Here is a 23,609-nt window from a genome sequence, read left to right on the forward strand (position 1 = left end):
TTCACACGCATGCAACGATACAATAAGCAACATATATTAGTTTAGCTAGGAAGTGAAGATAGTGAATGTGTTTCAGCTTTTCATTAAAAGTACATACTCTCCCCGTGATATTGCAAAAACAAGATTTCAAGGAATCGGAAAAGCGATTCTTTATGTATTTTTGCTCTCTGTCCTGTTTGCAATCCCTACCGCTTATTATGTAAGTACAGGGACCGTAAAATCAATGAACGGCTTTAAAACTGTTTTAAACAAAGATTTCCCTGATTTCACAATTTCAAACGGCAAACTTCAAACGAATGAGAAAAAAGCCACGGAATCTCAAGCAAATGGTTTCGTTATCGTGTTCGATCCGACAGACTCCTATGGCACTGAACAAATTGAAGCAAAGCAAAACGCGATCGGCATCCTTCAGAACAAATTTGTTTTGGCCATTGACGGACAGGCCCAAGAAATGTCTTACTCAATGATGCCGTCAGAGTTACAGAAAAAAGATGTCATTGCAGGGTTAAACCAAAATAAAGCGATGATTGTAACTGTTCTCTCAGCTCTTATTTTTCTCGTAACAGCAGCGGGAAAATTTATTGAAGTATCGTTTTTAGCGCTTATCGGGTTAATCATTAAGAATTCGCAGAAAAAACATTTATCCTATCATCAGCTCTGGAAGCTTTCTGCTTATTCCATCACCCTTTCAACTGTATTCTTTACAATCATGCGGGCATTAGAAGCAACCGTACCAAGTGAATTTTTGCTGAACTGGTTTGTCAATTTTGTCATCCTGTTTCTCGTTTTAAAAGAGATTCCGTCCAAAAAAGCTGCTGTATAAACCGAGGCTGCATTCGCAGTCTCTTTTCTTTTGTCATGAATCGAAATGGACAAGCATACTATGATATAAAATTTCGTATGCGGGAGGAAAAGCGATGAAGCGTCTCACCTTAGTATGCAGCATTGTTTTTATACTTTTTATTCTTTTTTATGACCTTAAAATTGGAACCATACCCATTCAGGACCTCCCTGTCTATGAAGCATCAGCAAAAACGGCTGTACAAGAACCGGCTTATAAAACGGTGAAGGTAAAGCCGGGTGATACGGTTATGTCGATAGTCGGATCAGCAGGTTCTCCGGATGACATTGTAAAGGATTTTGAAGCACTGAATCCAAATGTGAAAGCCAATGCCATTCAAGCGGGAACAGCGTATAAATTCCCGGTCTACCCTTAATTTAACGTTAATTTCTTGTCAGTTCGGCGAAGACACTGTTACAATGTAATTTGTAAAATAAATTCACATAAACCATACTAGAATTGTTATATCTAGAAGCGGCAACTACAATTAAGGAGCGATTGCAAGTGAGTGAAATCACACATCGTACAAAAACGCGTCCCGTCAAAGTGGGACCTTTAACAATAGGCGGCAACAATGAAGTTGTCATCCAAAGCATGACAACAACGAAAACACATGATGTAGAAGCAACGGTTGCAGAAATTAACCGTTTGGCTGAAGCCGGATGCCAAATCGTTCGGGTAGCATGTCCGGATGAACGGGCAGCAAACGCCATTGCGGATATTAAAAAGCGCATTTCCATTCCTCTCGTTGTTGACATACATTTCGATTATAAACTTGCGTTGAAAGCCATTGAAGGCGGCGCAGATAAAATCCGAATAAACCCCGGCAACATCGGCCGGCGCGAAAAAGTTGAAGCGGTTGTTAAAGCGGCCAAAGACAAAGGCATTCCGATCAGAATCGGAGTAAACGCCGGTTCATTGGAAAAACGCATTTTAGAAAAATACGGTTATCCGACTGCCGATGGAATGGTAGAAAGCGCACTTCATCACATTAAAATTCTTGAGGATCTTGATTTTCACGATATTATTGTCAGCATGAAGGCCTCTGACGTGAACCTTGCAATCGAGGCTTATGAAAAAGCGGCGAAAGCGTTTGACTACCCGCTTCACCTCGGGATCACCGAGTCAGGAACACTGTTTGCCGGCACAGTAAAGAGCGCAGCAGGACTCGGCGCCATTTTAAGCAAAGGCATCGGGAACACCATGCGCATTTCACTAAGCGCAGACCCTGTAGAAGAGGTAAAAGTAGCAAGGGAGCTTCTGAAATCTTTCGGCTTAGCCTCCAATGCTGCCACGCTCATCTCTTGCCCGACTTGCGGCCGTATTGAGATTGATCTAATCAGCATTGCCAATGAAGTGGAAGAGTATATTTCTAAGATAAAAGCGCCGATTAAAGTTGCTGTTCTCGGCTGCGCTGTAAACGGACCTGGTGAAGCGAGAGAAGCTGATATCGGAATCGCCGGCGCACGCGGTGAAGGGCTGCTGTTCCGGAAAGGGAAAATTGTCCGTAAGGTTCCAGAGGAAACGATGGTAGAAGAACTCAAAAAAGAAATTGACATTCTTGCTGAGGAACACTACGCAAAACTTGAAGCTGAAAAAGCAAAATTAAAAGAAGAAACACAAAAAGCTTGACGGGAACCCGTCAAGCTTTTTTGTGTTAGAAAAATGGAATAATAAATATTCCAAGCACTAATGAAACGACACCGATACCCATTGCCCAAGCGCCAAGGCCTTGAGCACCTCTTCTTCTTGCGATATAGCCGACAATAATACCGGCAGCTCCCAATAAAACAGGCAGTACAAACAATGAAATGATGGACAAGGCTAAAGCGATATATCCTATTCCCCGTCCTTCATTGACATTGCCGCCGCTGCGATCATTGTCTTGGTCATTGCTGCGGTCAGCAGCACGATAAGGCTCTGCGATTTCAGCAGCTGTTTCCTCAAAAAAACCGTCATTGTCGCGGTTAATATTTGTCCCTTCAGATCCATGATCAACATAGTAACTGTTGTTATCACGCTTTTCGTAATCGTTTGCCACCTTCAATTCCCCCTTCTGTTTTATTAAAGGAGCTTTTATAGTTTGATCCATTTTGCCTGATTCATGTTTGCTAAACTTTTCTGTTAATGTCAATTGTTTATGTTACACTTGAAGGGATGAAACTGAAGGAGTGTGGGCATGTTACGCTTAGGAATAGATATTGACGGCACAATCACGGCTCAGGATACATTCGTCCCTTATTTGAACCGTTCGTTTAATCTTTCCATTTCATTAAACGATATGACGGATTATGATTTAACAAAGCTGTTAAACATTACCCATGAAGAATTTTGGGATTGGATGAATCAAAATGAAGCGATCATATATAAGGAAGCATTGCTTGCACAGCATGCGAAACAGTCACTTGATCTTCTCAAAGAGGAGCACAAGCTTATTTATATTACAGCGAGACGGACTCATTTAACTGATATTACCTATGAATGGTTTGACAGACAAAACATTCATTATGACCACATCGAACTCGTTGGCGGTCATCACAAAGTTGAAGCGGTCAAGAATCATAACATCGACCTGTTTTTTGAGGATCATCACGGTAATGCCATGATGATTGCGAAAGAAGCCGGGATACCGGTGATTTTGTTCAATTCCCCTTATAATCAGCTTCCGATTGATTCAAACATCATCAGAGTAAACAACTGGCTAGAAGCCGTTAAATGGATAAACAACAACAAGCATCACTTAATACGCGTCAATAACTGAAAAAGGAGCCCAAACCGGGCCCCTTTTTCATATATACGCATTTTACGCAGTAGTGTTTTCTTGGTTTTCCGCTGTACAATCAGGGCATGTGCCGTAAATCTCAAATTTATGTCCGCTGACCTGATAGCCATCCAAATCATCACAAAGCTTGTCCATCGGACATGATTCAATTTCCTTTGTTTTGCCGCAGGCAAGACAAATAAAATGATGGTGGTGATGGGTGAATGAACACTTAAATCGGAAAAGCTTTTCACCGGACAGCTCAGTTGTTTCCAAAATCCCAAGTTCTTCATATAAAGAAAGATTTCTGTAGATTGTATCAAAGCTTAAGCCTGGATAATCATCATTCAGTGCAGACAGTACGTTTTTAGCGGTAAGATATCTGTCTGAATCAGCAAAAAGCTGCAGCATATCCTCCCGTTTGTTTGTATATTTATATCCGTTTTCTTTTAATAGGTTCAGCGCTTCTTGGACGTTCATGAAGGGTCCCCCTTTTCGCTTTGCTTAAGAACGTATCACATGTATGAAAAAGAAAATGGCAGCTGTCTGTCCAGCAAGCCATTTTCTTTACTGCAGATAAAATTATACCCATAAAATGAATAAAAGTAAATGAAAGCCTAGTGGATTGCGTTTTTGAATTTTCCGCCTCTCGTTTCATGAGTATTCATAATTGTTATGAATGCATTTTGATCAACTTCAAACACGATCGATTTGAGCTTTGTCACTTCCAGCCTTGTGACAACCGCGTAAATTACGTCTTTTTCTTCGTCCGTATATCCGCCTTTCCCCTTCAGCTTCGTTGTGCCCCGACCGAGACGGTGCAAAATCGCGTCGGAAATCTCATCATACTGCTCAGACACAATAATGACAGCTTTTGTTTCATCAAGCCCTTGGATCACGGCATCAATCGTTTTCATCGCAATATAATAAGTCATGAATGAGTACATCGCTTGCTCAGGACCGAACACAAAAACTGCCCAAATGAAAATGAACACATTGATGAACATAACGAACTCACCTACTGAAAACGGGAGTTTTTTGGTCAGCAAAATACCGAGAATTTCTGTACCATCCATTGAACCTCCGTTTCGAATAACAAGCCCGACGCCAAAGCCGAGTAAAAGACCTCCGAACACAGTAGCCAAAATAGGCTGGGTTGTAATGGCTTCTACATGGTGAAGTGAGGATTCAATAACGGCAAGCCCGACAATCCCTATAAACGTAGAGACTAGAAAGGTCTTACCGATATATTTATATCCGAAGATCATAAAAGGAATATTTAATATGACAACGAAAAAAGCGAAATTCAGAAAGGGGTTTGACATAAAGAGGTGGTCTAAAATAAGTGATACACCGATAATCCCGCCATCAATAAAATCATTGGGGATTAAAAATAATTCAATACTTACAGCCGCAGATGCAGCTCCTACCAGAATCATAAAGACCCTGAAAATAAAATGGGTAAATGTTTCTTTCTTATGTTGTTTTGTTGGGGTCATAAAATCTCCTTTCCTGCAATAACTATTTTAAATACATTATAAATCTATTTTACCATTAAACACTGACACATTTTACTGATTTGCCCATACATTAAGTCTGGAGGTGGAATGACCGATGATTTTATTTCAAAGAATTATTTTGCAGCGGCTTAATCAGGCTACTGCTGATGATTTGCTGAAGTACTCAAAACAATACGGAATCAGCTTAACAAGATCGCAGGCCGTTGAAGTAGCGAACCTGTTATACGGGAAAAATGTAAACATCTTTAATGAGAGTGAACGAATGCGGCTGCTGAAACAAGTAGAGACGATTACATCGAAAGAAACAGCTCAAACAGTTAATGAACTATTCAAACAATTTACAAGCTAAAAAATGGGGGTGTTATCCCCCATTTTTTATTGCTGTAAAATCTTTTCAAGCAATGTATCATCAAATTGTTTTTCTTTCAACATTTCAATCTCAAAACGGTATGGCGGTTTTTTGTTCTTTTTATCTTCACCGACGTATGGTGTTTCAAGAATTTTTGGAATGTCTTTTAACTGCTCATGGTGAACAACATATTGCAGTGCGTCAAAACCTATTTCACCAAAGCCAATATTTTCATGGCGGTCTTTTCTCGCACCTTTGACATTTTTGCTGTCATTGATATGAAGCACTTTAATACGGTCAATGCCAATGATTTTATCGAACTCATTTAGCACTCCGTCAAAGTCTTCGACAATGTTATACCCGGCATCATGTGTATGGCACGTGTCAAAGCACACTGACAGCTGCTCATTGTGTTTAACGCCTTCGATAATCTGCGCAAGCTCCTCAAAGCTTCTGCCGCATTCTGATCCTTTTCCAGCCATTGTTTCTAATGCAATCTGGACATTTTGATTCGGATCAATCACTTCATTTAAGCCTTCAATAATTTTTTTGATGCCCGCTTCAGCTCCTGCCCCTACGTGAGCGCCAGGATGAAGGACAATTTGCTTCGCTCCGATGGCCGCTGTCCGTTCAATTTCTGAACGAAGAAAATCAACACCCAGCTCAAAAGTGGACGGATTTGTCGTGTTGCCAATATTAATAATATAAGGCGCGTGTACGATAATCTCGTCAATGCCGTTTTCTTGCATATGTGCCCGGCCTGCTTCTATATTTAAGTCTTCAATTTTCTTTCGGCGCGTATTTTGCGGTGCGCCTGTATAGATCATAAACGTATTCGCCCCATAAGAAACTGCTTCCTGGCTTGCAGCCAGAAGCATATGTTTTCCGCTCATAGAGACGTGTGAGCCTATTCTCAGCAACAGGTTCCCCTACTTTCTTTTGTTAGATTGGTTTCTTCTCTGTTTTTTCTTGATTTTCTCCATCTCATAGCTCATTTTCTTTTTATACCCAGGCTTAACCTTCTTCGGCTTTTTCACGAGACGATGAGCAATTTCATCCGCTTCATTCGGCGTTTTTTTACGTTTTTTGCGGCGCTGACGGTCATCGCCTTTTTTCCATTCGCCCTTTTCAAGCTCTAAGTACTCAAATTCGATGCCCATTTTTTCAAGTCTTACTAATGCATCCTCATCAGTAAGCTCATAAATGGTCATCGCTTGTCCTGATGAGCCGGCACGAGCCGTTCTGCCCACACGGTGAACATAGAAATCGAGATCATCCGGCAGCTCATAGTTGATAACATGGCTGACACCTTTAATATCAATACCTCTTGCGGCAAGGTCAGTTGCAATGATATATGTGAATTCCAAATCATTGATCTGCTTCATGACTTTTTTCCGCTCACGTGGTGTTAATCCGCCGTGCAGCAAGCCGATTTTCATGCCTTTGCCAGTCAGATACTGGGCAATATGGTCAGCCGTATTTTTCGTGTTGGCAAACACAATCCCCAGGTATGGATTCAGATGCGACATGATGTCAAAAAGGAGCTTGTCCTTGTCACGATGTTTCGAAGGAATGAGGATATGCTCGATTTTCGCAGCAGTCACCTGTTTTGGCTCCACATGGGCGTATTTCGGATTTTCCATGTATTTCTTCAAGAATGGTTTCAGCTTTTCCGGTATGGTCGCTGAGAACACAAGCATTTGCAGATCCTCAGGCATGCGGGAACCGATGTAATCTACATCTGCAAGGAATCCCATGTCCAGCATTAAATCCGCTTCATCAATAACAAGAGATTCCGCTTTATGAACACTTAACGCCTGTTCTTTGATTAAGTCAGCAATCCGTCCGGGTGTACCGACAACAAGATGCGGCTGTATTTTCAATTTATCAATTGATTTTTGTTTATCAGTGCCTCCGATAAAACATTTCGAGCGAATCTGACTTCCTTCTTCACCCTGCGTGATTTTAAGCGCTTCCTGATAAATCTGGTTGGCAAGCTCTCTTGTCGGAGCCGTAATGACTACCTGAACGACATCCTTAGCAGGATCGATTTTGTTTAATAAAGGCAGTAAATAAGCGTGAGTCTTTCCAGTACCCGTCTGAGACTGGCCGATGACGCTTTCTTTTTTTAACACTGCAGGAATCAGCCTTTTCTGGATATCAGTCGGTTCGTAAAAACCAAGGCGATGTACTGCATCTATAATAAATGGTTTCAATTCATAAAGTTCAAATTTCGTTTCTTTCATTTTTCCCAGCTCCTTAAAGCGGCACATTATGTGTCCATCATCACATTATACCCGATTTTGCTTAAAAACACCACGTTTGCAAGGCGTTTGTTTTATTCAGTTATGTAAAGCAAATACCGCAGCCCATGCATATTCTAATAGCAGAGAGAGCTGAAAGGAGGTACAAGTATGTTTTCACCGCAGCAGCCAATGAGAAATTACCCACAGCCCGGACCGCCCCGCCCCATGCCAAATCAGCGAATGATGGGCAGAAGACCGCCTAATATGCGAGGACCTTCATTTGGAGCACAGCAGCAAGGTTTTCAGCAAGCCGGACAATTTCTTCCTCAGGCAAATGCCGGAGCGAGAAATGGTGCAGGTGCAGGCGGAGGCTTAAAAGGAATGCTGTCAAGGTTCCTACCCGGCGGAGGAGGCGCTGGCAGCGCCGGAGTTCCTGGAATTCCAGGAGCAGGTGCAGCAGCGAGCGGAGGTGCTGGCCTGCAAGGCATTCAAAATATCGCCAATCCTGCATCATTATCCAGTATGCTTGGAAATGTGCAAAAAGTACTCGGCATGGCGCAGCAAGTCACCCCTATGATCCAGCAGTACGGCCCATTAGTCCGCAATCTGCCAGCAATGATGAAGCTGTACAGCCAATTAAGTAAAAGTGATGATACTGAAACAGAGGCCAATGAGGAAAGTGAAAAACAATCCGTTTCAGAAGAATCATCAGAAAAAGAGAAAGAGACTGAAACAAAAACCTCAGATGGGAACAAAAAATCAAAACCAAAAAGTTCTTCTCTCCCAAAGAAATCTAAAACAATTGACAATAAAGAACAAGAATCAAAAACATCTGCCCCGAAGAAAAAGGAAGCTGCCTCTCCTGCTCCGAAAAGAACATCAGGCAGTTCAAAACCGAGATTATATATTTAACATTCTTTGATATCTGAAGTGAGATTGGCTATAATGAGATCAGAAGAATGCAAGAATAGAGCCGTTTGATTACGGCTTTTTATATTGCCTTTACTCACTTCAGTATTGGAGGACAACCGAAAATGGACGTAATTAAAATTTCACCGCGCGGCTATTGCTATGGTGTTGTTGATGCTATGGTCATTGCCAAAAATGCGTCACTAGATAAAAGCTTGCCAAGACCCATCTATATACTCGGGATGATTGTTCATAATAAACACGTCACTGATGCGTTTGAAGAGGAAGGGATTTTTACATTGGACGGCTCTAACCGTCTGGACATCTTAAAGCAGGTTGACAAAGGAACTGTCATTTTCACTGCGCACGGTGTTTCTCCCGAAGTCAGAAGAATCGCAGAAGAAAAAGGGTTAGTCGCAATTGATGCTACATGTCCGGATGTGACGAAAACTCATAATCTAATCTTAGAGATGAAAGAAAAAGGATATCACGTGATCTATATCGGCAAAAAAGGGCATCCAGAGCCTGAGGGAGCCGTTGGCGTAGCGCCGGAGATCGTTCACTTAGTTGAAACAGAAGAAGATGTAAAGAACCTTGATATCCAAGCCGAGAAGTTAATCGTGACGAATCAAACAACAATGTCTCAATGGGATGTTCACGACATTATGGAGCTTGTCAAAGAAAAATATCCTCATGTCGAATATCACCAAGAGATTTGCCTCGCTACTCAAGTGCGGCAGGAAGCTGTATCAGAGCAGGCAAAAAAAGCGGACTTAACAATCGTTGTCGGAGACCCGAAAAGCAACAATTCAAATAGGCTTGCTCAAGTGTCAGAGGAAATAGCCGGGACAAAAGCATACCGGATCGGCGACTTAAGCGAATTGAAGCTCGAATGGCTGAAAGGCGTTAATACCGTTGCAGTTACAGCGGGAGCTTCAACACCGACGCCGATCACAAAAGAAGTCATTCGCTTTTTAGAGCAGTTTGATCACGAAGATCCATCAACTTGGACAACTGAACATAATATACCGCTCAAAAAAATACTTCCAAAAGTAAAAGCAAAAAACTGAGGCTGTAAAAGCCTCAGTTTTTTTATAGAAATGTAAATGGATTTGTATCTGTTTCAGAAACAAAGATATTCACGTCAAACTTTTTATCGTTACACATTGATGTCAGTTTTCTCGTGACGCCTTCTTTCATGATTTTTTCCGCGTAATGGCCCGGATCAACCACATTTAGGCCAAGCATCATCGCATCATGGGCCACATGGAAGTATAAATCCCCTGTGACGTAAACATCGGCTCCCTTTCGTTTTGCATGATGAATATACTTGTTTCCATCTCCACCAAGAACAGCTACCTTTTTCACCATGCTGTCTGCATCTCCCACCATTCTGACACCATTGACGTCAAGCTTGTCTTTCACAAATAAAGCGAATTCCTTAAGCGTCATCTCATTTTTAAGGGTTCCGACACGGCCGAGCCCTTTTTCGGCGGGAGTCTGTTCGACAGGATAGATATCGTAAGCAACTTCTTCATATGGATGGCTTTTTATCATTGCATTGATAACAGCTTTTTCGACGCTTTTAGGAAATACAGTCTCAAGCCTTACTTCATGAACAAGCTCAAGCTCTCCCACTTCACCGATAAAAGGCTTAGCTCCGTCCAATGGCTTAAAGCTGCCGATTCCTTCAGATGAAAACGCGCAATGGCTGTATTCACCGATATGGCCGGCCCCCGCATTTCCGAGCGCGGCTCTGACCTGCTCTTCATATTCCTTCGGCACGTAAACTGCCAGCTTTTTCAGAGGATCCGTATAAGTAGGTGCCAGCACTTCCGTCTCACTCAGCTCTAATGCTTCAGCAAGCAAATCATTCACGCCGCCGTCCGCAACGTCTAAATTTGTATGAGCTGCATAAACAGCAATATCATGCTTCAAACACTTTTCAATTAACCTTCCGGCAGGCTGATCTGTTGAAATATGCTTTAGCGGCCGGAAAATAGGAGGATGGTGTGCAATAATCAAGTCAACCTCTTTTTCAATCGCTTCATCGATAACGCTCTCTAACACATCAAGTGTAACCATCACATTTTTAATTGGTTTGTTTAAAGTCCCGATTTGCAGGCCGATTTTATCTCCTTCAACCGCATAGGCTTTCGGGGAAAATTGTTCAAACAGCTGGATGATCTGCTGCCCATTTACACTTTTAGCCATGATCGATTACCTCCTTTAACAACTCCATTCGATCGGCGAGCTCCTTTAATTTTTGTTTGTTTTGCTCTGTATCCGCCGCTTGGCTGATCTGTTCATAAATGCTTTGAGTGTGCTGAAGCTCTTGTGTCCACTTTTTCAAAAAGACAGCATTTTTTTCTTTTGCCAAGAAAGGGCCGACGAGCATCCCGGCTGATAAAGAAATACCGTCATAAGCCGCATCCCTGTCTCCCGCTTCTGCTACCAGCACCTCATAGCACTTTCCGTCCTCTTCAAGGATTACCTCATCTATCAGCGCATATCTTTCTTTATAAAGCCACTCCCTGATATGAACAGCATGAATATTCGGCTGTAAAATGAGCCGTTCCTTCCCCGTTAATTTGTCTTTGCCCGCTTCTAAAATGTGAGCGATCAAAGCCCCGCCCATTCCGGCAATCGTAATGGCATCAGCTTCACCTTTTTTAATCACTTCCAGTCCGTCTCCCTGCCTTACAGAAATGTGCGAGTTTAAGCCTGATTTTTCAACCTGCCGCTTTGCAGACAAAAATGGGCCGTCTGTTATTTCTCCGGCAATCGCCCCGCTGGCTTTATGATTCAGCACCGCATAACAAGGAAGGTAGGCGTGGTCAGAGCCGATATCGGCCATCACCGCTCCATTCGGTATGTACTCCGCTACTGTTTGCAATCGTTTAGATAATTTTAATTCGTTCACTTGTCATCACAACTTTTCTCAATCATTTTTTCCTTTACTATCATATAAAAAATCAGCCCGGAATCCAAGCTGAAGCAAATGATTTTGAAATTATTTCTTTTGATGCGGGTCTGCACGCGGCAGTCAAAAATAAAAGGCTGTCGAGAACATCTCGGCGGCCTGTGAATGTATAAAGAGAAAAATAGTTCTTTTATTTAATTTTTGACACCCACTCTGCCATATCATCCAGCTTATCGGCAGGAACAAGACCGGAAGGCATTCCATTACCGCCTTTTTCGATCTTTGTTTTAATTTCAGCGACATCTTTCTTATCCCCTACACCTTTTAAGCTCGGACCCGAAACACCTTCATAATTTTCACCGTGGCATGCGATGCAGTTTGCCTTGTAAATTTCTTCTGGTGAAGCGTTTGCATCTTTCTTTTCAGCAGATTTGCTTTCTCCTCCGCTTGCAATCTCCCGAGAGTCATCAAGTCCTTTTACTGATAAAAAGAAAGTTAGACCAATTCCTAAAACAGCGATCAGCAAAAATGGAATAAGCGGGTTCCATTTCATTTCCCTTCCCCCTTTTTGATCCTTCCCCCTATGTAAACACTTCTAATTCTAACTTATTTTTACAAAAAGTAAATGGATTGCTATACAAAAGTTTTTTATTCACACTTTATACAAAATTGAATTGAAACATGCCTAAATCTCTAATATCCTTTTTATTCTATTGTATAATGTATTGTATACGCTTACAATAGAAAATATGGAATTAGATTTTGAAATTTTTCACCACAATGTTCATTTGCAAATGACATCATTTTTCAGTAAAATAAAGGCATATTATCCATATATCTTTTTAAAAAAAAGAAGAACGGATCTTCAAGACCCGTTCCATCTTATTCAAGGAAATCTTTCAAACGTTTACTTCTGCTAGGATGTCTTAGTTTCCGCAACGCTTTGGCTTCGATTTGTCGAATACGCTCTCTCGTTACTCCAAATACTTTGCCGACCTCTTCTAATGTTCTTGTACGGCCGTCATCAAGACCGAATCGAAGACGCAATACATTTTCTTCACGATCAGTTAACGTATCAAGCACATCTTCCAGCTGCTCTTTCAATAGCTCGTATGCGGCGTGGTCAGAAGGTGAAGTTGCTTCTTGGTCTTCAATGAAATCACCAAGGTGCGAGTCATCCTCTTCACCGATCGGTGTTTCCAGAGATACCGGCTCTTGAGCAATCTTTAAGATTTCGCGTACTTTTTCAGGCGTTAAATCCATATCTTCCGCAATTTCTTCAGGTGTTGGTTCTCTGCCTAAGTCTTGCAGTAATTGACGCTGCACACGGATTAATTTATTAATGGTTTCAACCATATGAACGGGAATCCGGATCGTTCTCGCCTGATCGGCAATGGCGCGTGTAATCGCCTGTCTGATCCACCACGTAGCATACGTACTGAATTTATAACCTTTGCGATAATCAAATTTTTCAACGGCTTTCATCAGACCCATGTTTCCTTCCTGGATCAGATCAAGGAACAGCATACCGCGTCCGACATACCGTTTTGCGATACTGACAACAAGCCGCAGGTTCGCTTCAGCCAATCTGCGTTTAGATTCTTCGTCACCTTCTTCAATCTTTTGAGCGTAGGCGATTTCTTCTTTTGCAGAAAGAAGGTTAACCCGACCGATTTCCTTTAAATACATACGAACTGGGTCATTGATTTTAACGCCAGGCGGTACACTTAGGTCATTAAGGTCAAATTCTTCTTCGGCTTTGGCAAGCTGCTGAATATTAGGATCTTCTGTTTCTTCATTCTCACTAATTAATTCAACACCTTGTTCACCTAAAAATTCATAATACTCATCCATTTGGTCTGATTCAATTTCAAAGCTGGACATACGCTCAGCAATTTCTTCATATGTCAAAACGCCACGTTTTTTACCAGACTCTGTTAATTGCTCTTTTACTTGGTCGAATGTTAATTCTGTCTCGTGGGTTTGTTTATCAGCCATTATGGATCCCTCCTTCCAAAGCTTGCAACGAATTCTATAAGCGGTATGATTCTTATTCGGTCCATTCAGGCGTTTTCTATGTGAACTGCCTTTAACAATGTGCGAATAATGAAATGACAATTCATGATGAGGTTAAGCGATCTATTTGCTCCTCCGCAAGGAATCATTGCCAATAAATGCTCCTCATCAGTTCTCCAGTTATTTTAAAGATCGGTTCAATGTAACGATTTCTTGAGCCAAAGAAGCAGCTCTTAAAAAATCTTTTTGCCTTTCTGCTTCGGCTCTTTCCGCCTCTTTTTCTTTTATCATTGACCAATTTCTTTGATTCAACACTTTTTTTACATAATCTGATAACTCGGCTTCGCTAAGCTCTTGATTAACCTGAAGCATTAATATATCGGACAAGAGCTGGCTTATATGATCATCCGTCACCCTGGCCATCAGATGCTGAGGCGTCAGCTCGGCTCCCTCTTCATAAAAAGCATAAAGATAAGCGGCTAATGCCCGGTGCTCATCAATATTAAATTGAAACCCTACCCGGTCAATCACTTTTTTGATGACGCTCCGATCTCGAAGCATGTGAGCGAGTAACAGCCTTTCTGCATTTTCATACGCCGGACGCAAACGTTTTTGCCTTGCTTTTGTCGTCAGATGCGCTCGCCGCGTTTTAGTTTCACCGCTATTGTCAGCAGGTTTGTTTTGCTTGCTGAAAACAGACAGCTGCTCAGTTAAAGACTCCTGTGAAAGCGAAAACTCTGAAGCAAGCTGCTTTACATAGACTTCCTGCTCTAGAGACCCTGAAAGCGTGCTGATTTCTTTCAGTACGTCTTTAATGTAAGCTAGGCGGTCGCCTTCATCGGACAGGTTCTTTCCTTTTCGGAAATATTGCATTTTGAACGCCATTACGGTGACACTGGCGTCAATAATGTCGTTTTTAAATTTTTCCCCGCCGAATTTTTTGATGTAATCATCAGGGTCCAATCCGTCAGGAATCATTGCAACTCTGACTTTGCAGCCTTTTTTTTGCAGAAGCTCCGAAGCTTTTAAGGTGGCTTCATAACCGGCTTTATCAGAGTCATAGCAAAGAATGATTTCTTCGACGTTTCTTCTCAGGATCTTGACATGATCATCTGTAAGAGACGTTCCCATCGTGGCTATGCTTTCCTTTACACCCGAGCTTACGGCCGATATGACATCAGCAAACCCTTCAAATAAGACTGCTCTTTCCTGCTTTCTGATATGAAGGCGGGCCTTATAAAAATTGTAAAGCAGTTTGCTTTTATGAAAGAGCGGGGTTTCAGGACTGTTCATATACTTAGGCTGCTGGCTGCCAAGAGCCCTGCCTGAGAAAGCAACAACAGCCCCGTGATGATCATGGATCGGAAACATGACACGGTTTCTGAAGCGGTCGAAATATCCGCTTCCGTCTTCGCGTCTGATCAGGAGACCCGCTTTTTCCATTTGCGCCTCACTAAATCCCCTCTTTACAAGGAATTTCGTGATAAAGTCCCAAGAATCAAGAGCATAGCCAATCTGAAATTCATTAATCAGCTCTTTCGTAAAGCCCCTAGAAAGCAGATAATCCAGTGCCTCTTGACCTTCTTTTGTATTTATTAACAAATGATGGTAAAATTTCTTCAGGAGCTCATGTGCCTCAGCCATTTTTTGTTCTCCAGAAGACTCTGGCCGGGCTCCGGAATGGACTGTTATATCATCTGGAAAATCAATTTGGTATTTGTCAGCAAGGTGAGAAACCGACTCGGTAAAAGAATAGCCTTCCATCTGCCTTAAAAAAGAGAAAACATTGCCGCCCGCTCCGCAGCCAAAGCAATGAAAAATCTGTTTGTCGGGCGATACGGAAAACGAAGGTGTGCTTTCTCCATGAAAAGGACAGAGTCCAAAGTAGTTTCGGCCTTGCTTCTTTAATTGAACATAATCACCTATGACTTCAACGATATCTGCCGACTTTTGCACCTGATCCACAATTTCATCTGGTATCCGATTTCCCATCTTATAACACTCCGTCGTACATTATTCGATGCTTTAGTGCAAAATCCCTTCATCGTTCGACAGGATTTTTTGCAGCAGTGTAATAAATCGTTCTCGATCTTCTTTATTCAATTTTTTAGGCCCTTTGGCATATACACCTTTTCTTCTTTGTTTGCCGGAAAAATGACGGCCCTCTAGGGCAAAATCAATCGTGTCTTCTTTGTAAAGACGACCTCTTTCCGACATAACGGAGACATTTCTGTTCAACAGCAGAGATGCTAATCCGATGTCCTGCGTCACAACAATATCTCCCGGTTTCACGTGATTTGCGATATATAAATCAGCAGCTTCTTTATGAGGATCAACATACTTCCATTTTTCTTCATTGCTTCTGGAAAGCTGATAATGTTCAAATGAAGCGACAAAAAGAACTTGAACTTCATACTCGGATGCTGTTTGTAAAATTTCATCTTTTACCGGACAAGCATCAGCATCGACAAAAATCGTCTTTTCTTGTTCATTAAGAAGAGTAATTCTCCATCCCTCCATTAAACTCCTGCATAAAAGCAAGCAAAATCGCACATCCTTTATTATTGTGGATGTATATGAATTTGTCGAAAAATTTCCGGGAGAAATTCTTGACATCTTACCCATAATAGTTTATTCGTATCACACGATCCTTAAACCTAAAATTAATCATTTTATCACAATTTTTTATTATAATACAAACTTCACAAAGATGCTATTGTTTTTCATTATTCCCTTTTGGCACAGCCAAAAACCCAGGATAGAGCGTCCTGAGTTATATGTTTTTTGTTTTGAGATGATGGATAATATTTGCTGTTTCCTCAACCGCTTTATTTGAAACATCAACAACCTGGCAGCCGATCCGATCCACAATCTTTTCGAAATACTCGAGTTCCTCTTTGATTCTGTTGATATTTGCATAAATCGCTTTATCATTAAGCCCGAGTGATTTTAAACGTTCTTTTCTGATATGATTCAGTTTATCAGGGCTAATTTTTAAACCGATGCATTTTTTCGGATCAACGTTAAAGAGTTCTTCCGGCGGATCAACCTCCGGTACAATCGGAACATTGGCAACCTTCAGGCGTTTGTGTGCGAGATATTGAGACAGCGGTGTTTTAGACGTTCTTGACACGCCGATCAAAACGATATCAGCTTTTAAAATTCCTCTTGGATCACGTCCATCATCGTATTTAACTGCAAACTCGATGGCCTCCACTTTTTTGAAATAATCTTCATCAAGCTGGCGCACCCGCCCCGGTTCGTATTTCGCTGTTAAACCGTAGGCTGTTTCCATTTTATCAATCAACGGGCCGATAATATCATAATATAAAACATTTGCTTTTTCCGCTTCGGCTATCAAATATTCTCTGATTTCCGGCACCACGAGTGTAAAACAGATAATGCCGCCGTCTGCCTTTGCAAGTGAAATCACTTCATTGATAGTGCCTATATCTTCAACATAAGGAATTCTTCTTACATGAGTATCATCCGCCGATCCGTTAAATTGGCTGAGTGCTGCTTTTACTACCAATTCAGCCGTTTCACCGACGGAATCCGATACAACATAGATGATGCGGTTATTCATATTATCCCCCCGTTAGTTTGCAATCTTATAGGATTTCATTTTCAGATAAACTGACAAGTATTTTGGTCATATTTGTTTTTGTCACTCTGCCGATCACTTCAAAGCCTTTATCGGTGTCTTTGATGACAGGCAGTGCATCAATTTGTTTTTCTATTAAGTGCTTTGCAATGTCCATCACATAATCCTCGCGTCTGCACACCGTAATGTTCGGCATCCTTGTCATGATGATGTGAACAGGGACCGATGTAAGCTCCTGCTGGCCAATGCTCGCTCTGAGCAAGTCTTTTCGTGAAAGCACCCCGACTAAAACAGCATCGCGGTCCACCACAAACAGAGTACCTACATCTTCTAAAAACATGGTGCAAATCGCATCGTACACAGAAACGTTTTCGTGAATCACTACGGGGATAGATTGAAAGTCTTTCACCTGAAGCTTTTTGAGTTTATCCGCCAAAAGCTGTGTGCCGGTTTTTCCCGTATAGAAATAACCGACTCTCGGGCGCGCCTCGAGGAATCCTGACATGGTGAGTATGGCTAAATCCGGGCGCAATGTCGCCCTGGTTAGGTTCAGCTTTTCTGCAATATGCTCCCCTGTAATCGGCCCGTTTTCTTTTACAATCTGCAAAATATGTTCTTGCCGTTTATTTAGTTCGATCGTACTCACCACCTTTTCACTTCATAGCTATGTAAAGAAATAATAATCCATATTATAACGTAAATATCTTGTAATCAAACAAAAAACTTATAAATGGGGAAAAGACGATTACCGATCACACAGCAACCGCCTTTTCTCTCTTTATTTTACAATAAGGGCATTCATATTCGCAAAGGACTTGATCTCATCCGCCAAGCTTACCATTTGCGCTAAACGATTTGCCTTTAATGACTCATTATCCGCTATAACCATTGTATGATCGAAGTAAGCATCGATCGGTTCTTTTAAGGCTGCAAGTGAAGCAAGCGCCGCCTCATAATCTTTTTTGCTGAAGTTTTCCTGCAGATTTTGCTTCGCTGTTTGGTAGGCATCAAACAGTTTTGCTTCGTATTCATTTTCAAACAGATCAGGCTGAATGTCTCCGCGGACTCCTTTTTTGCTGATAGAGATCACTCGGCCTAACGCTTCGGCTGTTTCCTTAAAGCCAGGTGCACCAAGCTTTTGCTCCAGTACTTGTGCTTTATGCAGCGCAGAGTACGGCTCAAGCTCAGAGCTTTCCAGCACGGCGTCAATGACATCATGTCTGATTTGTTCAGCATTCAAGACATATTTCAAGCGCTGAGTGAAGAAATCCAGCAGTTCAATTTCTTTATCGGTTTGTACGAAAGTTAGCAGCTCTTCAAATGAAATTCCCCAGTTGCGGTCAAGAAGAATCGCAACAATACCGCTAGCTTGGCGGCGCAGTCCGTAAGGGTCCTGGGAACCGGTCGGAATTACGCCGATAGAGAAGAATGAAGCGATTGTGTCAAGCTTATCCGCCATTGCCACAACAGCTCCGGTGAAAGTAGAAGGCGTTTCTCCGCCCGCTGATCTAGGCATATAATGTTCATTAACTGCCGCCGCCACAGCTTCATCTTCGCCAAGCATTCTCGCATACTTTTCGCCCATAATTCCTTGAAGTTCAGGGAATTCATATATCATATGCGTCACAAGGTCGAATTTAGAAATTTCAGCAGCCCGCTTCACATGTTTTAATGTATCTTCATCAGCCTGAAGACGAACGGCAAGTTTCTCTGCGATTGATGTGACTCTTCTAACCTTATCAGCAAGAGAACCAAGCTCTTCATGGAAAACGATATTTTCAAGCTTCTTCACATTTGCATCAATGTTTAGTTTCTGATCTTCCTTGTAGAAGAATGACGCATCAGATAAACGTGCGCGCAGCACTTTTTCATTGCCTCGGGCCACATTTTCAATCGCGTGGCTGTTGCCGTTTCGGACTGTGATAAAGTGAGGCAGCAGGTCACCGTTTTTGTCTTTGACAGGGAAGTAGCGCTGATGCTCTTTCATTGTTGTGACAAGCACTTCTTCAGGAATTGACAGAAACTCGGATTCAAATGAACCGTAAAGAGCTGTCGGGTATTCTACTAAATGATTCACTTCATCAAGAAGGTCTTCGTCAACTGGAATGCTCCAATCGTTTTCAGCAGCCATTGCTTCCAGCTGAGATTGAATCATTTGCTTTCGGACGCTAGGATCAGCAATAACATGCTGTTCTTTCAGCTGCTCTTCATAAGCTGAAGGTGATTCAATTGACACTTCATGTCCGAGGAAACGATGTCCCTGTGTTGTCCGTCCAGACTCAACGTTTGTGATCGAAAATGGAATGACATCCTGTCCAAATAATGCGACAATCCATTTGATCGGTCGGATATAACGCAAATCTTCATTTCCCCAGCGCATGTTTTTCGGGAAATGCAAGCTTGTAATTAAACCGCTCAGTTCCGGCAGAAGCGACTTCGTTTCTTGGCCGGCTTGGAATTTTTGCACGAATACATACTCTATGCCTTTTACTTCTTTGATGTACAGGTCTTCCACATTTGCGCCTTGGCCTTTTGAAAAGCCGATTGCCGCTTTTGTCCAGTTCCCGTCCGCATCAAGGGCAATTTTTTTCGCAGGCCCTTTTGCTTCTTCTTTTATATCATCCTGCTTTTCTGCGACATCCTTAACGAACACAGCAAGACGTCTCGGTGTATTGAAGAGTTTCACTTCACCGTGAGTAATATTTTTTTCTTTAAGCCAGCCTGTCAGCTTGTCGCCAAGCTGAACCATGCTTTCATTCAAAAAGCGCGCCGGCATTTCCTCTAATCCGATCTCTAAAAGTAAATCCTGTTTACTCATGAGAAGAACCCTCCCCTTTAAGCATTGGGAACCCTAGTTTTTCTCGTTCCTCATAATAGGTTTTTGCTACTTTTCTAGCTAAATTCCGCACTCTTGCGATATAGCCCGTCCGCTCGGTAACAGAGATCGCACCTTTGGCATCAAGCAGGTTGAAGGTGTGCGAGCATTTCAGCACATAGTCATATGCTGGATGAACAAGTCCGTTGTCCATTTGCTTGATCGCTTCTTTTTCATATGTGCTGAACAATTGGAACAGCATATCGACGTCTGATGTTTCAAACGTATAAACAGAATGCTCATATTCAGCCATCATGAATAAATCTTTTACTGTAAACCCTGACGTCCATTCCAAGTCAAATACGTTTTCTTTATCCTGGATATAAGACGCGAGACGCTCAATCCCATACGTAATCTCTACAGAAACGGGTTTACACTCTAATCCCCCGACCTGCTGGAAATACGTAAATTGTGTTATTTCCATTCCGTCAAGCCAAACTTCCCAGCCTAGACCCGCGCAGCCTAAAGACGGATTCTCCCAGTTGTCTTCAACAAAGCGAATATCGTGCTCAAGCGGATCAATTCCAAGAGCACGCAAGGAATCCAAATACAGCTCTTGAATGTTATCAGGAGACGGTTTAATAATGACCTGGAACTGATGATGCTGATACAGTCTGTTCGGGTTCTCCCCGTAGCGGCCGTCTGCAGGACGTCTGGAAGGCTCTACATAAGCCACTTTCCACGGCTCAGGGCCGATACTGCGCAAAAATGTATACGGGCTCATCGTGCCGGCTCCTTTTTCTACATCGTAAGCCTGCATAAGCACACAGCCCTGACTGGACCAATGCTTTTGCAAGGTCAGAATCATGTCTTGAATATTCATTTCAAGCACCTCCACTTTTCTTTCATAAGTTGACTGCGGCAGCAACCAAAAAACTCCCGTCTCTATGCTTGCCAGCCGCAAACATAGGGACGAGAGTTCTCCCGCGGTTCCACCCTAGTTGCTGAGAACAAAACCCCAGCCTCTTTTTTTAAAATTGCTCAAGAATGCCTTTCGTTGCGTGCTCATCCTTAGCTTACACCGCCCTAAGGTCGCTTTCATGAGGTAAACGCAAGTACTTCTTTCTCTCACTGCAACATATTTTATAATAAATGATCATATAAAAAGATGGACCAAATGTCAACTTTTGTTTTCACCCATAAGATGTTTCATGCTTTCCATTTGATCTAAAAAGCGCTTTGATTTTAAATACAATCCCGAATATTCTTCGTAATATAAATCAATCACTTGCTTTAATTCAGCTTTTGTTTCCTCTTTTAAGGACACATTGCCGAGTCTCGACAGATCAAAATAGTAAAAGAGCCTTAACAGCCTTGCCGTTTGCGGTTTAATCGGTATCCTGTAAGGATCTTTTTCAAAACAGCGGTGGCATATAAAACCATTATCACGAACAGAGAAATGAAAGGTTCCGTCTTGGCTTTTACAATGTACACAATGATTCAGCTCAGGATACAGGCCCATGACACCGAGCATCTTCATTTGAACAATGAAGGTGATAACATCCGGATCTGTTCCTTCATTCAACTGTTTTAATGATTCTAATATGAATTCAAATAAATAAGGATTTGGCTTTTTTTCTTCTGTGCCTCTGTCGACTAACTCAGCAACATAGGCAGCATATGCTGTTAAAAACAAGTCTTCCCTGATGCCTCTCATGCTGAGGATCATTTCCCCCTGCTGAAGCGTTCCGAGGCCCGATGTTTTTTGCATTAAGAAAGAACCATACAAAAAGGGCTGGCTGACTGCTGATAAACGGCTGTTCGGTTTTTTGGCGCCTCGTGCCATAACACCTATTTTTCCGTGTTCTCTTGTCAGTAATGTTACGATTTTATTCGTCTCTCCGTAATCATTTGTGCGAAGAACGATCCCTTCACATTTTGTCAGCATTTCCGCACCTTCCTCAAGCAGGAGCGGCCAAGAGGTTTATAAAATTGGATAATCAAATCGGGCTAGCTCATCTTCTAGTTCTTCGGGTCTTTCCATGTTCTCTTTTTCCAGTTCTTTAAAAAGAAGATACGTATCAACATTTCCTGTTTGAGAAAATACGTTCCAGGTAAAATTCAACACAAGAAACCCACCTTTCTGTAGTTAAACTAGCTTACCTAAACTCCAAATTCTTACCTTTATCTTGACCAGATGTCCTCCATTTCATGTTAAACAAAATTTGCTAATGTATCCCTGTTCCTGTGAGATAATGACACACACAGCAAGAGATTAATATTCGTCCTCTTTAAAGCCAAAATCGCGAAGCTGGGACATTTTATTACGCCAGTCTTTCTGCACTTTCACCCACAATTCAAGGTAGACACGGGAGCCCAACAGTGCTTCAATATCCGCTCTCGCTCTTTTTCCAACCTCTTTTAGAAGGCTTCCTTTTTTACCGATCACGATGCCTTTCTGGGAATCCCGCTCGACCACAATCGTTGCCGCTACGTGCACAGAACCGTTGTCCTGCCCTTTGATGGATTCGATGGCCACCGCAATGCTGTGCGGGATTTCTTCTCTCGTCAAATGCAGCACCTTTTCCCTGATTAATTCAGAAATGATAAATCGTTCAGGGTGGTCAGTTACCTGGTCACTCGGATAGAATTGCGGCCCTTCCGGCAAATACGCTTCAATCTGCGCGAGCAATGTTTCGATGTTATTTCCTTCTAAAGCAGAAATCGGAACAATTTCCTTAAAAGGATAGCGTTTGCGGTATTCGTCAATTAGCAGAAGCAATTGGTCGGGATGAATTTTATCGATTTTGTTTACGATTAAGAATACAGGCGTAGACATCGTCTGCAATTTCTCAATGATGAATTCGTCGCCCTTCCCGTAGCCTTCCTCAGCATTGATCATAAACAAGATCAAATCGACTTCTTTTAATGTATTTTGCGCCACTTTCATCATAAAGTCCCCAAGCTTATGCTTAGGTTTATGAATCCCTGGTGTGTCAATAAAAATGGTTTGTGATGTGCCTGTCGTCAGTACTCCTTGCACCTTGTTTCTCGTCGTTTGGGGCTTATCGCTCATGATCGCGATTTTTTGTCCAATGACTCTGTTCAAAAATGTAGATTTTCCTACGTTTGGTCTTCCAATAATGGATACAAATCCTGATTTAAAGCTTTCGTTCGTCATGTAAATCCTCCGATGAAAATGCGCCTGGCAATAATTCTTCCACAGTCATTTCTTTTATTTGTCCTTGTAAATTAGTCAGTACGACAATAACGTCTTTTGTGCAAAGCTCAGAAATCACCTGGCGGCAGGCTCCGCACGGAGATACCGGTCCAGGGGTGTCAGCCGCAACGGCCAGCATCTGAAACTCTGTTTCCCCTTCAGAAACAGCTTTAAATAAAGCGGTACGCTCGGCGCAATTGCACATGCTGTATGCCGCGTTCTCAATGTTGCAGCCTCTGTACACTTTTCCATCCTTGGTAAGAAGAGCGGCTCCTACTTGGAATTTGGAATACGGCGCATATGCCATATCACGCGCTTTTAAAGCTTCTGTTATTAATTCTTGTCTGTTCATGTGTACATTCCTCTCTTACCTATAATGGTACCGCTATCACTTTATATTTTACA

26 protein-coding genes are annotated in these 23,609 nt (G+C 42.1%); 7 read left to right on the forward strand and 19 right to left on the reverse strand.

Features of this window, described 5'->3' with window-relative positions:
* The first annotated feature begins 61 nt into the window (after positions 1 to 61).
* The 3 genes from NSQ12_RS12855 (at position 62) to ispG (ending at position 2,473) form a co-directional block, all read left to right on the forward strand.
* The gene (locus tag NSQ12_RS12855; RefSeq protein ID WP_029726709.1) at positions 62 to 823 is read left to right on the forward strand and encodes a DUF1189 domain-containing protein; all 762 of its coding nucleotides are present in this window, start codon (positions 62 to 64) and stop codon (positions 821 to 823) included.
* 94 nt (positions 824 to 917) lie between these two features.
* Positions 918 to 1,217, forward strand: coding sequence for a LysM domain-containing protein (locus NSQ12_RS12860; RefSeq protein ID WP_003230087.1), 300 nt, complete (start codon positions 918 to 920; stop codon positions 1,215 to 1,217).
* Between the two features lie 122 nt (positions 1,218 to 1,339).
* Positions 1,340 to 2,473 carry a flavodoxin-dependent (E)-4-hydroxy-3-methylbut-2-enyl-diphosphate synthase gene (gene ispG / locus NSQ12_RS12865; protein WP_010886567.1) on the forward strand — a complete coding sequence of 378 codons (1,134 nt, stop codon included), beginning with the start codon at positions 1,340 to 1,342 and terminating at the stop codon, positions 2,471 to 2,473.
* Between the two features lie 25 nt (positions 2,474 to 2,498).
* Here ispG and NSQ12_RS12870 read toward each other — a convergent pair whose 3' ends face one another.
* Entirely contained in the window at positions 2,499 to 2,888 is a 390-nt protein-coding gene (locus NSQ12_RS12870) for a DUF308 domain-containing protein (RefSeq protein WP_074794481.1), read from the reverse strand.
* Between the two features lie 132 nt (positions 2,889 to 3,020).
* Here NSQ12_RS12870 and NSQ12_RS12875 point away from each other — a divergent pair, with 132 nt between their 5' ends.
* Complete coding sequence (locus NSQ12_RS12875; protein WP_273796523.1) at positions 3,021 to 3,602, forward strand: hypothetical protein; 582 nt, start codon at positions 3,021 to 3,023, stop codon at positions 3,600 to 3,602.
* Positions 3,603 to 3,644: 42 nt separating this feature from the next.
* Here NSQ12_RS12875 and zur read toward each other — a convergent pair whose 3' ends face one another.
* The gene (zur, locus tag NSQ12_RS12880; RefSeq protein ID WP_004398578.1) at positions 3,645 to 4,082 is read right to left on the reverse strand and encodes a zinc uptake transcriptional repressor Zur; all 438 of its coding nucleotides are present in this window, start codon (positions 4,080 to 4,082) and stop codon (positions 3,645 to 3,647) included.
* A 137-nt stretch (positions 4,083 to 4,219) separates the two neighbouring features.
* On the reverse strand, positions 4,220 to 5,101 hold the full coding sequence (locus tag NSQ12_RS12885; RefSeq protein WP_003230077.1) for a YitT family protein: 882 nt from the start codon (positions 5,099 to 5,101) through the stop codon (positions 4,220 to 4,222).
* A 115-nt stretch (positions 5,102 to 5,216) separates the two neighbouring features.
* On the opposite strand from NSQ12_RS12885, the gene NSQ12_RS12890 reads away from it, so the two are divergent.
* Positions 5,217 to 5,471: a DUF2624 domain-containing protein gene (locus NSQ12_RS12890; protein ID WP_003230076.1), complete on the forward strand. Its 255-nt coding sequence runs from the start codon at positions 5,217 to 5,219 to the stop codon at positions 5,469 to 5,471.
* A gap of 26 nt (positions 5,472 to 5,497) precedes the next feature.
* Here NSQ12_RS12890 and NSQ12_RS12895 read toward each other — a convergent pair whose 3' ends face one another.
* Entirely contained in the window at positions 5,498 to 6,391 is an 894-nt protein-coding gene (locus tag NSQ12_RS12895) for a deoxyribonuclease IV (protein ID WP_116316535.1), read from the reverse strand.
* Between the two features lie 9 nt (positions 6,392 to 6,400).
* Positions 6,401 to 7,717 carry a DEAD-box ATP-dependent RNA helicase CshB gene (gene cshB, locus NSQ12_RS12900; RefSeq protein WP_032677120.1) on the reverse strand — a complete coding sequence of 439 codons (1,317 nt, stop codon included), beginning with the start codon at positions 7,715 to 7,717 and terminating at the stop codon, positions 6,401 to 6,403.
* A 168-nt stretch (positions 7,718 to 7,885) separates the two neighbouring features.
* Here cshB and NSQ12_RS12905 point away from each other — a divergent pair, with 168 nt between their 5' ends.
* Both NSQ12_RS12905 and NSQ12_RS12910 read left to right on the forward strand, forming a co-directional pair.
* Positions 7,886 to 8,629, forward strand: coding sequence for a YqfQ family protein (locus NSQ12_RS12905; protein ID WP_122894882.1), 744 nt, complete (start codon positions 7,886 to 7,888; stop codon positions 8,627 to 8,629).
* Positions 8,630 to 8,751: 122 nt separating this feature from the next.
* A complete protein-coding gene (locus tag NSQ12_RS12910) occupies positions 8,752 to 9,696 on the forward strand; it encodes a 4-hydroxy-3-methylbut-2-enyl diphosphate reductase (protein ID WP_014477361.1) in 945 nt (314 codons plus the stop codon).
* Between the two features lie 22 nt (positions 9,697 to 9,718).
* Here the strand turns inward: NSQ12_RS12910 and NSQ12_RS12915 are convergent, their stop codons facing one another.
* The 14 genes from NSQ12_RS12915 to NSQ12_RS12980 form a co-directional block, all read right to left on the reverse strand.
* Positions 9,719 to 10,840, reverse strand: a complete 1,122-nt coding sequence (locus NSQ12_RS12915; RefSeq protein ID WP_038829714.1) for a Nif3-like dinuclear metal center hexameric protein — start codon at positions 10,838 to 10,840, stop codon at positions 9,719 to 9,721.
* Positions 10,833 to 11,483 carry a tRNA (adenine(22)-N(1))-methyltransferase TrmK gene (gene trmK, locus NSQ12_RS12920; RefSeq protein ID WP_003246178.1) on the reverse strand — a complete coding sequence of 217 codons (651 nt, stop codon included), beginning with the start codon at positions 11,481 to 11,483 and terminating at the stop codon, positions 10,833 to 10,835. The genes NSQ12_RS12915 and trmK overlap by 8 nt, the downstream gene beginning before the upstream one ends.
* Before the next feature lie 256 nt (positions 11,484 to 11,739).
* Positions 11,740 to 12,102 (reverse strand): cytochrome c550, encoded by a 363-nt coding sequence (gene cccA / locus NSQ12_RS12925; RefSeq protein WP_003230068.1) that lies wholly within the window; start codon positions 12,100 to 12,102, stop codon positions 11,740 to 11,742.
* Positions 12,103 to 12,431: 329 nt separating this feature from the next.
* Positions 12,432 to 13,547 (reverse strand): RNA polymerase sigma factor RpoD, encoded by a 1,116-nt coding sequence (gene rpoD, locus NSQ12_RS12930; RefSeq protein WP_003226225.1) that lies wholly within the window; start codon positions 13,545 to 13,547, stop codon positions 12,432 to 12,434.
* A 198-nt stretch (positions 13,548 to 13,745) separates the two neighbouring features.
* Positions 13,746 to 15,557 carry a DNA primase gene (gene dnaG / locus NSQ12_RS12935; RefSeq protein ID WP_339174872.1) on the reverse strand — a complete coding sequence of 604 codons (1,812 nt, stop codon included), beginning with the start codon at positions 15,555 to 15,557 and terminating at the stop codon, positions 13,746 to 13,748.
* Between the two features lie 33 nt (positions 15,558 to 15,590).
* The gene (locus NSQ12_RS12940; protein ID WP_003230065.1) at positions 15,591 to 16,085 is read right to left on the reverse strand and encodes a YaiI/YqxD family protein; all 495 of its coding nucleotides are present in this window, start codon (positions 16,083 to 16,085) and stop codon (positions 15,591 to 15,593) included.
* A 253-nt stretch (positions 16,086 to 16,338) separates the two neighbouring features.
* Positions 16,339 to 17,151 (reverse strand): pyruvate, water dikinase regulatory protein, encoded by an 813-nt coding sequence (locus NSQ12_RS12945; RefSeq protein ID WP_003230064.1) that lies wholly within the window; start codon positions 17,149 to 17,151, stop codon positions 16,339 to 16,341.
* 25 nt (positions 17,152 to 17,176) lie between these two features.
* Positions 17,177 to 17,815 (reverse strand): transcriptional regulator CcpN, encoded by a 639-nt coding sequence (gene ccpN, locus NSQ12_RS12950; protein ID WP_003237058.1) that lies wholly within the window; start codon positions 17,813 to 17,815, stop codon positions 17,177 to 17,179.
* A 132-nt stretch (positions 17,816 to 17,947) separates the two neighbouring features.
* On the reverse strand, positions 17,948 to 19,987 hold the full coding sequence (gene glyS, locus NSQ12_RS12955; protein ID WP_069964217.1) for a glycine--tRNA ligase subunit beta: 2,040 nt from the start codon (positions 19,985 to 19,987) through the stop codon (positions 17,948 to 17,950).
* Positions 19,980 to 20,867, reverse strand: a complete 888-nt coding sequence (gene glyQ / locus NSQ12_RS12960) for a glycine--tRNA ligase subunit alpha (RefSeq protein ID WP_003226213.1) — start codon at positions 20,865 to 20,867, stop codon at positions 19,980 to 19,982. The genes glyS and glyQ overlap by 8 nt, the downstream gene beginning before the upstream one ends.
* A gap of 297 nt (positions 20,868 to 21,164) precedes the next feature.
* Positions 21,165 to 21,932: a DNA repair protein RecO gene (gene recO / locus NSQ12_RS12965; protein ID WP_003230055.1), complete on the reverse strand. Its 768-nt coding sequence runs from the start codon at positions 21,930 to 21,932 to the stop codon at positions 21,165 to 21,167.
* A gap of 36 nt (positions 21,933 to 21,968) precedes the next feature.
* The gene (locus NSQ12_RS12970; protein WP_003230053.1) at positions 21,969 to 22,112 is read right to left on the reverse strand and encodes a YqzL family protein; all 144 of its coding nucleotides are present in this window, start codon (positions 22,110 to 22,112) and stop codon (positions 21,969 to 21,971) included.
* Positions 22,113 to 22,259: 147 nt separating this feature from the next.
* Complete coding sequence (era, locus tag NSQ12_RS12975) at positions 22,260 to 23,165, reverse strand: GTPase Era (RefSeq protein WP_003230051.1); 906 nt, start codon at positions 23,163 to 23,165, stop codon at positions 22,260 to 22,262.
* Positions 23,146 to 23,556 carry a cytidine deaminase gene (locus NSQ12_RS12980; protein WP_032722130.1) on the reverse strand — a complete coding sequence of 137 codons (411 nt, stop codon included), beginning with the start codon at positions 23,554 to 23,556 and terminating at the stop codon, positions 23,146 to 23,148. Before NSQ12_RS12980 ends, era begins: the two co-directional genes overlap by 20 nt.
* Positions 23,557 to 23,609 lie beyond the last annotated feature (53 nt).

Source organism: Bacillus sp. PS95 (assembly GCF_037963565.1).
Classification (GTDB): Bacteria; Bacillota; Bacilli; order Bacillales; family Bacillaceae; genus Bacillus; species Bacillus subtilis.

Excerpts from the sequence above, each read along its gene's own strand:
- NSQ12_RS12860 (WP_003230087.1), top strand. The coding sequence starts at position 918 with ATGAAGCGTCTCACCTTAGTATGCAGCATTGTTTTTATACTTTTTATT.
- NSQ12_RS12875 (WP_273796523.1), top strand. The coding sequence starts at position 3,021 with ATGTTACGCTTAGGAATAGATATTGACGGCACAATCACGGCTCAGGAT.
- zur (WP_004398578.1), bottom strand. The coding sequence starts at position 4,082 with ATGAACGTCCAAGAAGCGCTGAACCTATTAAAAGAAAACGGATATAAA.
- NSQ12_RS12885 (WP_003230077.1), bottom strand. The coding sequence starts at position 5,101 with ATGACCCCAACAAAACAACATAAGAAAGAAACATTTACCCATTTTATT.
- NSQ12_RS12890 (WP_003230076.1), top strand. The coding sequence starts at position 5,217 with ATGATTTTATTTCAAAGAATTATTTTGCAGCGGCTTAATCAGGCTACT.
- cshB (WP_032677120.1), bottom strand. The coding sequence starts at position 7,717 with ATGAAAGAAACGAAATTTGAACTTTATGAATTGAAACCATTTATTATA.
- NSQ12_RS12905 (WP_122894882.1), top strand. The coding sequence starts at position 7,886 with ATGTTTTCACCGCAGCAGCCAATGAGAAATTACCCACAGCCCGGACCG.
- NSQ12_RS12910 (WP_014477361.1), top strand. The coding sequence starts at position 8,752 with ATGGACGTAATTAAAATTTCACCGCGCGGCTATTGCTATGGTGTTGTT.
- NSQ12_RS12915 (WP_038829714.1), bottom strand. The coding sequence starts at position 10,840 with ATGGCTAAAAGTGTAAATGGGCAGCAGATCATCCAGCTGTTTGAACAA.
- trmK (WP_003246178.1), bottom strand. The coding sequence starts at position 11,483 with ATGGCCGATATCGGCTCTGACCACGCCTACCTTCCTTGTTATGCGGTG.
- cccA (WP_003230068.1), bottom strand. The coding sequence starts at position 12,102 with ATGAAATGGAACCCGCTTATTCCATTTTTGCTGATCGCTGTTTTAGGA.
- rpoD (WP_003226225.1), bottom strand. The coding sequence starts at position 13,547 with ATGGCTGATAAACAAACCCACGAGACAGAATTAACATTCGACCAAGTA.
- dnaG (WP_339174872.1), bottom strand. The coding sequence starts at position 15,557 with ATGGGAAATCGGATACCAGATGAAATTGTGGATCAGGTGCAAAAGTCG.
- NSQ12_RS12940 (WP_003230065.1), bottom strand. The coding sequence starts at position 16,085 with ATGGAGGGATGGAGAATTACTCTTCTTAATGAACAAGAAAAGACGATT.
- NSQ12_RS12945 (WP_003230064.1), bottom strand. The coding sequence starts at position 17,151 with ATGAATAACCGCATCATCTATGTTGTATCGGATTCCGTCGGTGAAACG.
- glyS (WP_069964217.1), bottom strand. The coding sequence starts at position 19,987 with ATGAGTAAACAGGATTTACTTTTAGAGATCGGATTAGAGGAAATGCCG.
- glyQ (WP_003226213.1), bottom strand. The coding sequence starts at position 20,867 with ATGAATATTCAAGACATGATTCTGACCTTGCAAAAGCATTGGTCCAGT.
- recO (WP_003230055.1), bottom strand. The coding sequence starts at position 21,932 with ATGCTGACAAAATGTGAAGGGATCGTTCTTCGCACAAATGATTACGGA.
- era (WP_003230051.1), bottom strand. The coding sequence starts at position 23,165 with ATGACGAACGAAAGCTTTAAATCAGGATTTGTATCCATTATTGGAAGA.
- NSQ12_RS12980 (WP_032722130.1), bottom strand. The coding sequence starts at position 23,556 with ATGAACAGACAAGAATTAATAACAGAAGCTTTAAAAGCGCGTGATATG.